Genomic DNA, 15,194 nt, shown 5'->3' with positions numbered 1-15,194 from the left:
GATATGGCTCAACTTCCTGCATCCATGCGCCGCAAACGTGCTGCGATTACATCAATTCACGACAAGCCGCCCACACGAAAAGAAAAAATGGCCAATCTAGGTGGTTGGTTACTGCTGTGTGTGGCGTTTGTAGTACTTGCTGCAGGAATACTGGGATTCTATCGTGTGATGACCGATGCCCAGGTAGCAGAGCTTGAGGTGATTGGTTTTCGTTCGGTGGCAGAAGAACGTCAGATCCTGCAACATGTATCGCCAATTATTACCGAAAATTATTTTACCTCGGATTTAAGATCAGTCCGTGATAAAACTCTAGAATTATCTTGGGTAGATCGTGTTGTGGTATCACGTGCCTGGCCGAATGCAATTCGGGTAAGGGTAATGCCGCACCATGCAATTGCACGTTGGGGCACTGGACGTCTGCTCAGTGATAGCGGGAAAATTTTTACTGAAGTACTTCCTCGCAGTTATCCTGAATTACCGTTACTGCATGGTCCTGCCAGCCAGGCCAAAACCATGATGCGTCGCTATAACGAAATTAATCAGCTGTTCGCACCGCATGGCATTCGTTTAAAAGAATTATATCTAACAGAGCGCATGACATGGTTTATGCAGTTTGATTCGGGATTACGCGTGATTGTGGATCAGGATCAAACCATGAGCAAGCTGCAACGTCTTAGCCATCTTTCCTATAGCGATTTGAAGCCAGTTTGGTCTAGAATTTCTTCAATTGATCTGCGCTATAGAAATGGGCTTGCGATTCAGTGGAAGAATGCAGTTCCACCAAAGATACAAAATGGTCATTTTATTGTAACGAATAATGACACCGGCGTTGAGAACGGCGTTACAGTAAAGCCATAATGTTCGGCTTTGAAAAATAGAGGCTTAGAGCCATAAATTAAACACAGGTAATGGTAGTAACGAATAATGAATGAAGCTGTTCCCTCAGTTGTTGCGATTGACATTGGGACGCACAAAGTTTCAGTTTTGATTGGTAAGGTACATGCGCCAGACAATATCCAGGTCATTGGGATGGCGACTGCTCGTAACCGAGGCATGAATAAAGGGAAAATTGTAAGTCTCGATAAAGTCATTACCGCAATAAAAAATGCCGTTCAAGAAGCGGAAGACATGGCGGAATGCCGTGTACATTCAGCCTGGATTTCAATTCCAAGTGCGGAGCTGAAAAGCTTTTATGCTTCAGGCCGTACTTCAGTTGACAATACAGAACATACAATTACCACCAGTGAAGTGGTGCGTGCGCTTGAACTGGCCAAAGCCAGTCATCAGATCTCAGATCATTACCTGGTTAGCGCAGTTCCACTAGGTTTTGAGCTGGATGATGCACCGGAATGGGTATTGAATCCGATCCGTATGTCGGCGCACAGCATGACTGGGCATTATCATTTAATGATGTTGCCAATTAGCACCATGCAGAATATTGACCGTGCCCTGAAAGGTGCCAATATTGGTGTAGAGCGCATGGTGGTATCATGTCTGGCCACTGCTGAAGCCAGCTTGCTGAAAGATGAAAAAGAGTATGGGGTATGTCTGGTCGACATCGGTGCCGGAACCACAAATCTTGCAGTTTATCTGGATGGTCGTCTGGCACTTACCCATACCATTCAGCGTGGTGGAGAACATGTAACACGTGATATCGCAGCGGTGTTACAGACTACCACTGAAGAAGCTGAACGTATTAAGCTGTTATATGGTTGTGTCGATCTGAAAGTGGTAAAACCGGACCATATGATTCAGTTCCAGGGTATTGATGGTCCGCAGACTATTAGCCGGATTGAACTGACCGAGATTATTATTGCGCGTTATAGTGAAATTCTGGGCTTGGTGCGTGATGAACTGGAAAACAGTGGTGCAATGCAGGGGCTGTACCATGGTGTGGTATTAACGGGTGATGCCAGCCATATTGAAGGTATGGTCAGCTATGTACGCCGCACTTTAGGTATATCGGCGCATTTGGGTAATCCGCCAGCGCCAGTACATGCAGATGAAGCACATCAGGCAGCGCTGCGTCGTTCGCAGTACGCTACAGCTGCAGGTCTGCTGATGTTCAGCCAGAGTGACGCGCAGGAAACCATCGTAGAATCGGAAGAAAATGAAAGACTGTCAGTGACTCAGCGCGTTAAACGTGCTTGGTCAGGCTTTAATGAAACATTGAAGTCAATTTTTTAGTCGACATTTATTGTGAATATTGTTGAGAAGTTGTAGTAAAAAATGCCTGCACTTGACAACTGAGTTGTGGAGCAGCATTCTTAAAAACAATTTTTTATTAAGATCAGGGCAGTATACGGGCTTAGTGACTGCCAGTACTAAATTAGGAATTTTATAGGTCATGGCCTCATTTGAATTTTTTGAAGACGATCAAGACGATAGCATTGGTCAAGCCCGTTTCACTGTGTTTGGTGTAGGGGGTGCGGGTGGTAATGCTGTACAGCATATGCTGCAATCAGACATCCAGGGTGTAAAATTTGTCTGTGCCAATACTGACAAACAGGCACTGGATCGCATGGAAGCTGAATTTAAAATTCAGCTGGGCGAACAAAGTACCCGTGGTCTAGGTGCAGGTGCAAACCCACAAGTCGGTCAAGCGGCAGCAGAAGAAAGCCGTGAACTGATCCGCCAGCATCTTGAAGGCACAGATATGGTATTCGTGACTGCTGGTATGGGCGGCGGTACAGGTACCGGTGCGGCACCAGTGGTTGCAGAAATTGCTAAAGAAATGGGTATCCTGACAGTTGGTGTCGTTACTACGCCATTCAACTTTGAAGGTAAACGCCGTTTACAGTCCGCTGAGAAAGGTATTCAAGCCCTGGAACAGCACGTGGATTCCCTGATCATCATTCCAAACCAGCGCCTGCTGAAAGTATTCCGTGACATCTCGATGAAAGATGCTTACAAGAAGGCAGATGACGTTCTGTTAAATGCAGTACGCAGTATCTTTGATCTTGTGGTACGTCCAGGTCATATCAACCTTGACTTCGCCGATCTGAAAACAGCGATGAGCACACGTGGTTATGCCATGATGGGTGTAGGTCTTGGTCGTGGTGAAAACCGTGCACGCCAGGCAGCTGAACAGGCAATTCGCAGCCCATTACTGGATAACGTCACTATCATGAATGCCAAAGGTATCCTGATTAACGTGACTGGTGGTGATGATGTAACCTTCGGTGAAATTGAAGAAATTACCGATGTTGTGAACCAGATCGTGGATCTGGACGAAGGTCAAGTCTTCTATGGTACCGTATTCGATCCAGATGCGCGTGATGAAATTAGCGTAACTGTAATCGCAACAGGTCTGACCCGTAACTCGGCAGATGCTGCTGAGCCTGCGAAACGTACCAATGTACAGCAGTCACGTCCTGCAACAGCCCCGGCTGCAGTAGATGAAGATGATGTGCCAGCGATTCAGCGTCAACAAACTGGTACAGGTGCGGCAGCGACGCCGGCTGCCTCTGTTTCAAGCCCACGTCCAACGCCAATGAGTATTCAGGATTATCTTAAAAATCAACAACGTAAGTAATATGTAACAATATGTTTTTACGATGATTCAACAGAAAAGGTGGCTGTAAGGCCACCTTTTTGTTTTTTATCAATGGCTAAATATGCTAACGTATAGCGGTTTTGTTGATGAACAGATGATAAAAGCATGTTGAAACAGCGTACCCTGAAACGTGTCGTGAAAGCGAGCGGTATCGGTCTTCATAGTGGGCAGAAAGTCATGATTAACTTCGTGCCACACCATGCCGATGGGGGAATTGTATTTCGACGCATCGATCTGAATCCACCGGTTGATATACCCGCCAATGCCATGCTGATCCAGGAAGCCTTCATGTGCTCGAATCTGGTTCAGGAAAATGCCAAAGTGGGTACTATTGAGCATGTCATGAGTGCTATTGCCGGTCTGGGCATCGATAACCTGATTATTGAAGTATCAGCTTCTGAAGTGCCCATCATGGACGGCAGTGCCGGTCCATTTATCTATCTACTGATGCAGGGTGGACTTCAGGAGCTACAGGCAGCAAAGAAATTTATTAAAATCATCAAACCTGTAGAAGCGCTTATTGATGATAAGCGTGCGGCTTTTAGCCCGCATGAAGGCTTTCAGCTTAACTTCACCATCGACTTTGATCATCCTGCTTTCAAGAAAGAATATCAGTCTGCCACCATCGACTTCTCTACTGAAACCTTTGTATATGAAGTCAGTGAAGCACGTACCTTTGGCTTTATGAAAGATTTGGACTATCTCAAAGCCAATAATCTGGCACTTGGTGCAAGTCTGGAAAACGCGATTGGCGTGGATGAAACTGGGGTAGTCAATGAAGAAGGGTTACGTTTTTCAGATGAATTTGTGCGTCACAAGATTTTGGATGCTGTCGGTGACTTATATCTGATGGGTCACCAGATTATCGCTAAATTCGACGGTTACAAGTCTGGACATGCCTTAAATAACCAGCTTTTGCGTAATGTCAGCAGTGATCCGGATAGCTATGAAATTGTAACATTTGATGACATTGAAACTTGTCCAATTCCTTATGTGAATGTGACATAAGTCATTGTCTTTTAGTGTGTATGTTATATTATAACAATGTAGAATGAGAACTGGTTCTCGCAATTTACATTGTAAATCAACATAATTTGATTTGTATGTTATTTTTTATTGCTTGCCAAACGTAGTAAAGCTTGGCTAAGCTTAGGGTCGCTTATAAAGTCAGCAGCACTACGGAGCATATCCTGTGTTTCTGGGCTTAAGGCTCTTTCGGATTTTTCTGTAATCAAAGGTGTTTTGGATGGATTTCGTAAACACACTTGCAGTTTGGTTAAGTCCTTTAATTCGCTAATTTGAGAGAGTTGTGAAACGTATTGCTTCTGTAAGTAGGCCAATTGAGAAATCATGGCCTGGTTTTCACCAGTAAGCGTTAACACACCATTTTGATAGCAGACAACCTGCCAATGTTCCGGTTGGGGCAACAAAGGTTGAATGAGTTTTGTAAGTTTCTGCCATGCAGCAACTTGTGATGAGAGAAACGAGAAGTTTCCTGTTTTTATGTGTTTTCTTGTTTGTTGAAAAACGTTGACAGGTTCAGACATACATCATTCCTACATGATTATGCCTTAATCTTATGCGCTCTTTTCGGTAGATATCAAGGAAGAGATCACCCAAGGAACTCGATTAAAACAGTTTTAGAGAGGTTTTTTATGCATTTGCGACGTATTTTGTTGGCATTTTCCCTGGCGAGTTCAGCTGCTTCTGTAGCATTCGCAGATTTAGTGGATCTAAATCAGGAAAGTGGCTCCGTCGATCGTCTTGAGCAGCTTACACGGACTTTAGCACAGGGCGCATATACACAATCAGATGATGTTTATATTCCTGCTGAAACCAAATTAAGCGTTCAGCTCCGTGAGAAGCCAGTTGAGCTCAACAATGCAACGATTGAGAAAAAATACGGCGCTTCTAAGTCTACATCTAAATCTTCTTCAAGTTTTTCATCTTCTCCATATTCCTGGTTAGTTGCACATCCTCTGCCAAACCTGAAACGTGTCAGCTCTGACTTTGGTGGTCGTACCATGAATGGTCGCGCTGAAAACCATTCTGGTCTGGATATGTCTGCACCAAGCGGTACACCGATCTATGCGACGGGTCCTGGTATTGTGACCAAGTCAGGTTGGGGTACAGGTTATGGCCAATACGTGGAAATTAACCACGGTAATGGTTACCTGACTCGTTATGCACATGCTTCACGACTGATTGCACGTGTGGGTGATCGCGTAGAAGCAGGTGAGCACATTGCAAACGTAGGATGTACAGGTCGCTGTACAGGCCCGCATTTACACTATGAAGTAGTAAAAGACGGTCAGCGCAAGAATCCTTCGACTTATCTTGCCATGCTGCCATAAGGCCTGTCAGGTCATTTAAGCTACCCTGTACATAACACCTACAGAAAAAGCACATCCATATTTAAAAGTAATAAATCTCTGGTCTCTTTCTAAAATGAGAGAAACTGGAGATTTATTGCTTTCAGGTCTTAATTTATCACTAAAAAATATGAGCAATGTATAATTTTGATTCTTTACTGACTCAGATTTGTATCTTTGTGTAATAAATGATCAACAGGTATTTAGCTGCTAAATACCCCAGCATTCGCGCATTCAGCGTGGGCGATACCTGTCACTGCCCTAAATATGATACATATAAACGATTAATGTAGATCTTTAGGAACAGTAGATTATGGCGTTTTATGGCGATACAGACGCGCAAGAAACTCAAGAATGGCAAGACGCTTTTGACTCTGTTTTGCAACACATGGGCACTGAGCGTGCAGCTTTCTTATTAGAGAAACTTTATCAGCGCGCGATTGCTAAGCATGTTCCCATTCAGCGTTTAAATACTCCTTACTTAAACACGATTTCTGTTGAAGAACAACCACCTATGCCGGGTGACCAGGACATGGAGCGCCGTATTCGTGCGCTGATCCGCTGGAATGCACTGGCGATGGTTCTTCGCGCGAACAAAACTGGCGATGATCTAGGTGGCCACTTGGCCAGTTTTGCATCATCCGCAACATTATATGATGTAGGCTTTAACCACTTCTTCCGTGCCAATAGCGACAGCTTCGGCGGTGATATGATCTATTATCAAGGTCACTGTGCTCCGGGTATCTATGCACGTTCATTTCTGGAAGGCCGTTTAACGGAAGACCATTTAAATAACTTCCGTCGTGAAGTAGATGGCGTTGGCTTACCTTCTTATCCACATCCATATTTGATGCCGGATTACTGGCAGTTCCCGACTGTATCGATGGGTCTGGGTCCAATTATGTCGATCTACCAGGCACACATTCAAAAGTATTTGATGAACCGTGGCTTGATCAAGGAAGAAGATCGTAAAGTCTGGGCCTACCTGGGCGACGGCGAGATGGATGAGCCAGAAAGTACCGGTGCAATCTCTCTGGCTGGTCGTGAAAAGTTAGATAACCTGATTTGGGTAGTCAACTGTAACCTACAGCGTCTTGATGGCCCGGTACGTGGTAACGGCAAGATCATTCAGGAACTTGAGTCGCTATTCCGTGGTGCAGGCTGGCGCGTCATTAAAGTCGTTTGGGGCCGTCATTGGGATCCATTGCTTGCCAAAGATGAAACTGGCGCTCTAAAAGCAATTATGGAAGAAGCGGTAGATGGTGATTACCAACGTTACCAAGTAAAAGGTGGTGCTTATACACGTGCGCACTTCTTTGGTAAATACCCAGAAGCTGAAGAGCTGGTTAAAGGTTTAAGCGATGAAGACATCGATAACTTGAACCGCGGTGGCCACGACCCGTTCAAAGTATATGCAGCCTATGCAGAGGCAATGAAATCCACAGGTCAGCCAACCGTCATCTTGGCGAAAACAGTGAAAGGATATGGCCTGTCTGAAGAAATTGAAGCGGTGAATAAGACTCACCAAATCAAGAAAATGCAGCTTGAGTCGTTGAAATATGTACGTAACCGTTTCAACTTGCCATTTACTGATGAGCAGTTAGAAGAAGTTCCATTCTACCGTCCAAGCGAAAACTCGCCTGAATTGAAATACATGAAGGCACGTCGTGAGGCGCTTGGTGGTTACCTGCCTGCACGTCGTAAGGAGAGCGAACAGCTTGCGATTCCAGAACTGTCTGTATTTGATGCAGTACTTGCAGGTTCTAATGGTAAGCAACAATCAACCACCATGGTGATGGTCCGTTTAATTTCTTCATTATTGAAAGAAAAAGCGATCAAAGACCGCGTGGTTCCAATCGTTCCAGATGAAGCACGTACATTTGGTCTGGAAGGTATGTTCCGTCAGCTCGGTATTTATGCTGCACATGGTCAAAAATACACGCCTGAAGACCAGGAACAATTGATGCATTACCGTGAAGCAAAAGACGGTCACATGCTTCAAGAAGGGATTAACGAAGCGGGTGCGATGAGTGCCTGGGCTGCATTGGCAACCAGTTATTCAACCAATAACCTGCCAATGATTCCAATGTACATGTACTACTCTATGTTTGGTTTCCAGCGTATTGGTGACATTGCATGGGCAGCAGGTGATGCGCAAGCACAAGGCTTCTTGCTGGGTGCCACAGCGGGTCGTACTACATTGAATGGTGAAGGTTTACAGCACCAGGATGGTCACTCGCATATTCTTGCGAATACGATTCCAAACTGTATTTCTTATGATCCTTGCTTTGGTTATGAGCTTGCCGTGATTGTTCACGATGGCTTGAAGCGTATGTACGTGAATCAAGAGCGTGTGTTCTACTACTTAACCGTAATGAACGAAAACTACGAGCATCCTGCAATGCCACAAGGTGTTGAAGAAGGCATCAAACGTGGTATGTATCTGCTGGAAGAAGACGAGAAAGCTACTGTCCAGTTGCTTGGTTCAGGTGTGATTCTGCGTGAAGTGATCAAAGCTGCGAAGATCCTGCGTGAAGAATATCAAATCCATTCAAACGTATACAGCGTAACCAGTTTCAATGAGCTGGCACGTGATGGTATGGCGTGTGAAGAGTACAACCGTTTACATCCATTAGCTGAAGAGGTGAAAGAGTCTTGGGTTGCTCAGCAATTACGTGGCACAAACGGTATTGTAGTTTCTGCAACAGACCATATGCGTGCGTATAGTGAGCAAATCCGTGCCTACCTTCCAGACAATCGCCCATTCGTTGCATTAGGTACTGATGGTTATGGCCGTTCCGATACACGTGCTAAACTTCGTAGCTACTTCGGTGTAGATGCTGCTCATATTGTGGTTGCTACATTGAAGAAACTGGCTGACGAAGGTGAAGTAGATGCTCGTCTAGTGAAAGATGCGATTTCTAGCTTCGAGCTGGATACCGACCGTCCAGTTGCATGGGCGCCACAAGCAACGCCTGAACTACACGCTGTTGCTGACTATAAGGAGGAGAACTAATCATGCAAATTACGACTCCTGATATTGGTGTAGATAAGGCAACAGTTGCTGAAATTCTGGTGAAAGTGGGTGATACCATTGCCATCGATGAAAGTATTGTACTGCTGGAATCTGACAAAGCCTCTGTTGAAGTGCCTAGCACTTCAGCAGGCGTGGTAAAAAGCATTCTGGTTAATCAGGGTGATGAAGTATCTGAAGGTGCAGTACTTATTGAATTAGAGGCTGAAGACGATGCCAATGCTGTAGAAACCCAGCAAGCTGATGTGTCTGATAAAACTTCGGAAAATACCCCGACTTCATTACCTGATGATGAAATCCTCCAGGAAGTGGCTTCACATCAGCCGGGCACTGCGGCTAAACAAAGCCAGGCACCTGCTGCTAATAGTACTGCATCTGCGACTGTTGAAGTGAAAGTGCCAGATATCGGTGTAGAAAAAGCACTGGTGGGTGAAATTCTGGTACAGGTCGGTGATGAAATCACGGTTGATCAAAGCATCGTGGTCGTAGAGTCTGATAAAGCGACTGTTGAAGTTCCAAGCACCGTCGATGGCACAGTAGAAGCTATTCAAATTAAGGAAGGCGACACCGTTAAAGAAGGTGTGGTTATTCTGACAGTGAAAACTGCGGCTTCAGCACCGGCTCAGCAAGCAGCTCCTGAGTCGGCTGAACAGGCTTCTGCACCAGCAGCACCTGAAGCCAAAGCTGAAACAGTTACACAGGCACCCGCAGCGCCTGCGGGTGATGTGGAAGTGAAAGTACCTGACTTGGGTGTCGACAAAGCTGCTGTAGCAGAAATTCTGGTACAGGTCGGTGACAAGGTTGAGAAAGACCAAAGTATCATCGTGGTGGAATCGGATAAGGCGACTGTCGAAGTGCCAAGCACGACTGCAGGTGTGATCAAGTCAATTCATGTCGAGCTCGGCCAGAACGTTTCTGAAGGCATTGCTCTGATTACGATTGAAGCTGCAGGGCAGGCAGCACCTGCGACAGCTCCGGCTCCCAAAGCAGAAGTGCCAGCAGTTAAAGCTGCACCTGCACCAGCTGCAGTGCCAAAAGCTGAGACTACTGCACCTGAAACGCAAAATGCAGACAAGCTCACCAAAGAGCAGAACGCTGCCAATGCCAAAGTCTATGCTGGTCCCGCAGTTCGTAAGCTTGCACGTGAGCTGGGTGTGGTACTTGCTGAAGTCAAAGCATCTGGTCCGCATGCGCGCCTGATGAAAGAAGATCTGTTTGCATATGTGAAAACACGTCTGACTGCGCCGGCACCTGCTGCAGTTGCGCCAGCCGCAGCTGCACCCGTAAGCTTGCCAAAACTACCAAGCTTCGATGCATTTGGTGGCGTGGAAGAGAAAGCCTTGACCCGTTTGCAGCAGGTTTCTATTCCGCAGTTGTCTCTCAATAATTACATCCCGCAAGTGACACAGTTCGACTTGGCCGATATTACTGAACTTGAAGCATGGCGTAATGAACTTAAAGGCAACTTTAAGAAAGAAGGCCTAAGCCTGACCATTATGTCATTCATTATCAAGGCAGTAGCACACCTGCTGAAAGAAGAGCGTGAATTTGCAGGTCATTTGGCAGATGACGGTAAGTCAGTCCTGTTGCGTAACGAAATCCATATGGGAATTGCAGTCGCAACACCAGATGGTTTGACGGTTCCTGTACTGCGTAATCCAGATCAAAAATCCATTAAGCAAATTTCGAAAGAATTGGGTGAACTGGGTCAAAAAGCACGTGATAAGAAACTTTCGCCGAAAGATCTGCAAGGTGCGAACTTCACGATTTCAAGTCTTGGAGCAATTGGTGGTACAGCGTTTACCCCACTTGTGAACTGGCCACAAGTTGCAATCCTGGGTATTTCACCTGCGACCATGCAACCGGTTTGGAATGGTGAGGGCTTTGATCCACGCTTAATGCTTCCATTGTCATTGTCATACGATCATCGTGTGATTAATGGTGCAGATGCGGCACGCTTCACCAATAAGTTAAGCAAATTGTTAAAAGATATTCGTAGCCTATTGATCTAATTCATTAATGCTTTAATAGAAAGACCCTGCTCCGGCAGGGTTTTTTTATATTACGATTTGTAAATATGGATACTCTTGATTATAATGAGCTTACTTCATTGGGGAGTAGCCGCCTTTTGCGCAAAGCGAAAGGGTGATGGTCAACATATTTGTCCTGAACCGGACATGGTCATCATAGCAAAGAACCAAATGAGCTTCTCGAAGCTTTCTTTTGTTGGCAAGACCTTTGATTTACCATTCTGCAGATTTTGGCTGGCGGGAAGGGTAAATCATCGGTAGCACATGCCAGCCAGAGAAAGACACATGTACGAATTCCTTCTTTCAACTGCCGTCGTAGCACTTGCCGAAATGGGCGATAAGACCCAATTGCTTGCCTTGCTGCTTGCCGCGCGATTCAGAAAGCCTGTTCCTATTCTTGTTGCGATCTTGCTAGCGACCTTGATCAACCACGGTTTGTCTGCGGTATTAGGTCAATGGATTACCACGGTCATTAGTCCAGATGTGTTGTTATGGGTTGTTTCAATTGGCTTTATTGCCATGGCGATCTGGATGCTGATTCCGGATGAACTTGGTGATGAATCTTCTAGCATCAATAAATGGCAAAAATTGGGAGTATTTGGTGCGACCTTTATCCTATTCTTCCTGGCAGAAATTGGTGACAAAACCCAAGTTGCAACTGTAGCCCTGGCAGCACGTTTTGACAGTGTGCTTTGGGTGATGCTGGGAACCACAATAGGTATGATGATTGCCAATGCACCGGCAGTTTTTATTGGGGATAAGCTGGCAAACCGCCTGCCAATCGCCTTGATTCACAAAATTGGTGCGTTGATCTTCTTGTTGATTGGTATTGGTACCTTGCTCAAACATTATTATTTCTAATTCATAAGAATAATATATTAAATCCTGAGCTAAAAACTCGGGATTTTTTATTGTGAAATAGCTCTCAAAATGCTGATAAATAAGGCTATATAGACATTTTTATTTATTGTAAGTTTCTCTGAATACTTATATGTTAACAACAACACAAAAATCATTTTTAAATGTATAAAATTGGGGAAAGTTATGGCTTTTGAACGTACCACATCACAGGTTTTATTTGATGATGGCATCCACAAGTGCATTAGTTTTACCAGCTTGGTAAAAGGTGAAGGCGTTCAGGCCAACCAGTTTTTAATTATTGATAATAACCGTGCGGCAGTACTGGATCCGGGGGGTGACCTGACTTATGTGCCGCTCACCATGGAACTGAACAAATATACCCGTCTGGCCAATCTGGACTATGTCATGGCCTCGCATCAGGATCCGGACATTATCACTTCGATGCCGCGCTGGTTAGTCTATACCGATGCCACAGTGGTTGCGTCCAAGCTCTGGGCACGTTTCTTGCCGCACCTGAACTCGGCTTTTATGAGTGACCGCATGAAAGGTAACTGGTTAGATCGTCTGGTGGAGCTGCCGGATCATGGCCAGATTATCAAACTGGGTAATTCCAATATTGTGGCAATTCCTGCTCATTTTCTGCATTCAGTCGGTAATTTCCAATTCTATGACCCGATTGCAAAAATTCTGTTTTCAGGCGATATGGGCGCGTCTATGGTCGAAGACGCTTCGCGTCCACTAGAAAACTTTGCGGCGCATATCCCGAAAATGAAAGGCTTTCACCAGCGCTATATGTGTAATAACAAGGTGATCCGTCTCTGGGTACAAATGGTACGTACCATGGATGTAGAAATGATCGTGCCACAGCACGGTACACCGTTTGTGGGCAAAGAGCAGATCAATCAGTTCCTGGACTGGATTGAAACCCTGGAATGTGGCACTGACTTAATGGATGAAACGGTATTTACCTGTCCGGAATAACAGGAAAAATTAAAAAAATACTTGAGTGAAAAAACAACATTTTTTATATTTTTGAATTCCAAAAAATCTTTTTGATGACGAGAATTTATAAAAAATGTTGTCTCAAGTTCCAACACAGGATGCATGTTTAAGTTGTGGCGCATGTTGCGCCCATTTCAGGGTGTCGTTTTATTGGGCAGAGGGTATTCCGATGCCGGAGCACTATACGGAACCTGTTACATCGGTGTATTCGTGTATGGCAGGGACCAATCAGAAAAATCCGCGCTGTATTGCATTACAAGGTACGATTGGTGAGCAGGTCAGTTGTGGTATGTATGAGCTACGCAGTACTTCATGTAAGGAAGTACAGGTTGCAGATGCGCAGTGTAATAAAGCCCGCATTGCCCATAATATGATTCCATTCATCCAGATCGATCGGGATGAAGCCGAGAATGACGATAACTTTGAACGCGTCAGTTAAATCTTGAATTTAAGATTTTAAAAAACAGAGCTTCGGCTCTGTTTTTTATTGGAGATAAATATTGGCATGCTTGAGCTTCAAATTTACAGGTAAATTATTATCGCTGAATGATTGGTTTTTTATTTCACTATCTGTGGAAAAGAAGAAGTGCATAAATGATTTTGTAAGCTTAATAATTCTTCTTGCCAAGCTGGAATATTTAAACTGTTGATTGAATAGTCGAATTTATAAATTTAGGCAGTTAAATTAAATCTAAGTCCAGATTTCGACAAAATAAATTTTGCAATTGCAATGAAATTTAGAGCTAAATTTGTTTATAATGGCGCACGGAAATTACCAGTGAGACTGTTATGTTGACCATCGTTCAAGACGCGTTAACCTTCGATGATGTCCTATTACTCCCTGCCTACTCTACTGTTCTCCCAAAAGATGTCTCTCTAAAGACACGCCTGACTCGTGGCATTAACCTGAATATTCCTCTTGTGTCTGCAGCTATGGATACGGTGACTGAATCCCGTATGGCGATTGCAATGGCGCAAAATGGTGGTATCGGTATTCTGCACAAGAACATGGATATTGCTGCACAGGCTGCTGAAGTACGTCGTGTGAAGAAATTCGAAGCGGGTATGGTGAAAGATCCAATCATTGTTACCCCAGAAACTACCGTTCGTGAGTTGATTGCCTTAACTCAGGCAAACAATATTAGCGGTGTACCTGTTGTTAAAGATGGCAAAGTGGTTGGTATCGTGACAGGTCGTGATACACGCTTTGAAACCAATCTTGAACAGCCAGTCAGTAACATCATGACAGGTCAGGATCGTCTGGTCACAGTTCGTGAAGGTGAGTCGAAAGAAAACATCCAGGCCTTACTGCAAAAACACCGTATCGAAAAAGTTCTGGTGGTAAATGAACAGCAAGAACTGAAAGGTTTGATCACGGTTACAGATTTCCGCAAAGCTGAAAGCTATCCAAACAGCTGTAAAGATGACTTAGGTCGCCTACGCGTGGGTGCTGCAGTTGGTACGGGTGCAGAAACACCAAGCCGTGTTGAAGCATTGGTTGAAGCTGGTGTAGACGTGATTGTCGTCGATACTGCACATGGTCACTCTGCTGGTGTGATTGAACGTGTACGTTGGGTAAAACAGAACTTCCCACAAGTTCAGGTGATTGGCGGTAACATTGCAACGGGTGATGCTGCACTTGCACTTCTGGATGCTGGTGCAGATGCTGTTAAAGTGGGTATCGGTCCTGGTTCAATCTGTACGACGCGTATTGTTGCCGGTATTGGTATGCCACAAATCTCTGCAATCGATTCAGTTGCGAATGCATTGAAAGAACAGATTCCATTGATTGCTGATGGTGGTATCCGTTTCTCTGGCGATATGGCAAAAGCGATTGGCGCTGGTGCAAGCACCATCATGGTGGGTTCACTGTTGGCTGGTACCGAAGAAGCACCAGGTGAAGTTGAGTTCTTCCAGGGTCGTTACTATAAAGCTTACCGTGGTATGGGCTCATTGGGTGCGATGGCTGGAGCAACAGGTTCTGCGGACCGTTATTTCCAGGATTCTAAAGCGGGTGCCGAGAAACTGGTTCCAGAAGGCATTGAAGGGCGTGTGCCTTATAAAGGTCCAATGGGTAACATCGTGCATCAAATGATGGGCGGTCTGCGTTCATCTATGGGTTATACCGGTTCTGCAGTAATTGAAGATCTTCGCCAAAATGCGAAGTTTGTGAAAATCACTTCTGCAGGTATGTCTGAATCTCACGTACATGACGTGACGATTACCAAGGAAGCGCCGAATTATCGCGTTGGCTAATTTCCTTTCTGCACTCGTTCGAAAAAAGCCGTCATAGCAATGACGGCTTTTTTATTTTGGTGTAAAGTGTCACACATTGTAAA

At 44.9% G+C, this 15,194-nt stretch carries 12 protein-coding genes and 1 riboswitch; of the genes, 11 read left to right on the top strand and 1 reads right to left on the bottom strand.

What is annotated here, in order from left to right; all coding sequences use genetic code 11:
- Nucleotides 1–3 precede the first annotated feature (3 nt).
- The 4 genes from F955_RS02705 to lpxC all read left to right on the top strand — a co-directional run bounded on the left by F955_RS02705 (nucleotide 4) and on the right by lpxC (nucleotide 4,564).
- Nucleotides 4–858, top strand: a complete 855-nt coding sequence (locus F955_RS02705; RefSeq protein ID WP_004890774.1) for a cell division protein FtsQ/DivIB — start codon at nucleotides 4–6, stop codon at nucleotides 856–858.
- A gap of 66 nt (nucleotides 859–924) precedes the next feature.
- On the top strand, nucleotides 925–2,187 hold the full coding sequence (gene ftsA / locus F955_RS02700; RefSeq protein WP_004813755.1) for a cell division protein FtsA: 1,263 nt from the start codon (nucleotides 925–927) through the stop codon (nucleotides 2,185–2,187).
- A gap of 160 nt (nucleotides 2,188–2,347) precedes the next feature.
- The gene (gene ftsZ / locus F955_RS02695) at nucleotides 2,348–3,535 is read left to right on the top strand and encodes a cell division protein FtsZ (protein WP_004890770.1); all 1,188 of its coding nucleotides are present in this window, start codon (nucleotides 2,348–2,350) and stop codon (nucleotides 3,533–3,535) included.
- A gap of 126 nt (nucleotides 3,536–3,661) precedes the next feature.
- Nucleotides 3,662–4,564 (top strand): UDP-3-O-acyl-N-acetylglucosamine deacetylase, encoded by a 903-nt coding sequence (gene lpxC / locus F955_RS02690; RefSeq protein ID WP_004890767.1) that lies wholly within the window; start codon nucleotides 3,662–3,664, stop codon nucleotides 4,562–4,564.
- A 98-nt stretch (nucleotides 4,565–4,662) separates the two neighbouring features.
- On the opposite strand, the gene F955_RS02685 is transcribed toward lpxC, so the two are convergent.
- Nucleotides 4,663–5,103 (bottom strand): DciA family protein, encoded by a 441-nt coding sequence (locus tag F955_RS02685; RefSeq protein ID WP_004890764.1) that lies wholly within the window; start codon nucleotides 5,101–5,103, stop codon nucleotides 4,663–4,665.
- A 108-nt stretch (nucleotides 5,104–5,211) separates the two neighbouring features.
- Between F955_RS02685 and F955_RS02680 the strand changes: the two genes are divergently transcribed.
- The 7 genes from F955_RS02680 (at nucleotide 5,212) to guaB (ending at nucleotide 15,111) form a co-directional block, all read left to right on the top strand.
- Nucleotides 5,212–5,910 (top strand): M23 family metallopeptidase, encoded by a 699-nt coding sequence (locus tag F955_RS02680; RefSeq protein WP_004813747.1) that lies wholly within the window; start codon nucleotides 5,212–5,214, stop codon nucleotides 5,908–5,910.
- A 331-nt stretch (nucleotides 5,911–6,241) separates the two neighbouring features.
- Nucleotides 6,242–8,944: a pyruvate dehydrogenase (acetyl-transferring), homodimeric type gene (aceE, locus tag F955_RS02675; RefSeq protein WP_004890761.1), complete on the top strand. Its 2,703-nt coding sequence runs from the start codon at nucleotides 6,242–6,244 to the stop codon at nucleotides 8,942–8,944.
- A gap of 2 nt (nucleotides 8,945–8,946) precedes the next feature.
- Complete coding sequence (locus tag F955_RS02670) at nucleotides 8,947–10,974, top strand: 2-oxo acid dehydrogenase subunit E2 (RefSeq protein WP_004890758.1); 2,028 nt, start codon at nucleotides 8,947–8,949, stop codon at nucleotides 10,972–10,974.
- 88 nt (nucleotides 10,975–11,062) lie between these two features.
- Nucleotides 11,063–11,206, top strand: a riboswitch (yybP-ykoY riboswitch).
- 71 nt (nucleotides 11,207–11,277) lie between these two features.
- Entirely contained in the window at nucleotides 11,278–11,853 is a 576-nt protein-coding gene (locus F955_RS02665) for a TMEM165/GDT1 family protein (protein WP_004890756.1), read from the top strand.
- Nucleotides 11,854–12,036: 183 nt separating this feature from the next.
- Nucleotides 12,037–12,834 (top strand): oxygen-binding di-iron domain-containing protein, encoded by a 798-nt coding sequence (locus tag F955_RS02660; RefSeq protein ID WP_004890755.1) that lies wholly within the window; start codon nucleotides 12,037–12,039, stop codon nucleotides 12,832–12,834.
- A gap of 94 nt (nucleotides 12,835–12,928) precedes the next feature.
- Entirely contained in the window at nucleotides 12,929–13,294 is a 366-nt protein-coding gene (locus tag F955_RS02655) for a YkgJ family cysteine cluster protein (RefSeq protein ID WP_008305741.1), read from the top strand.
- Between the two features lie 350 nt (nucleotides 13,295–13,644).
- Complete coding sequence (gene guaB, locus F955_RS02650; RefSeq protein ID WP_004813737.1) at nucleotides 13,645–15,111, top strand: IMP dehydrogenase; 1,467 nt, start codon at nucleotides 13,645–13,647, stop codon at nucleotides 15,109–15,111.
- Nucleotides 15,112–15,194 lie beyond the last annotated feature (83 nt).

Origin of the sequence: Acinetobacter schindleri CIP 107287, assembly GCF_000368625.1 — a bacterium.
Taxonomy (GTDB): domain Bacteria; phylum Pseudomonadota; class Gammaproteobacteria; order Pseudomonadales; family Moraxellaceae; genus Acinetobacter; species Acinetobacter schindleri.
The sequence above is the reverse complement of the archived record's forward strand: the minus strand, read 5'-3'. Positions and strand labels throughout refer to the sequence as shown.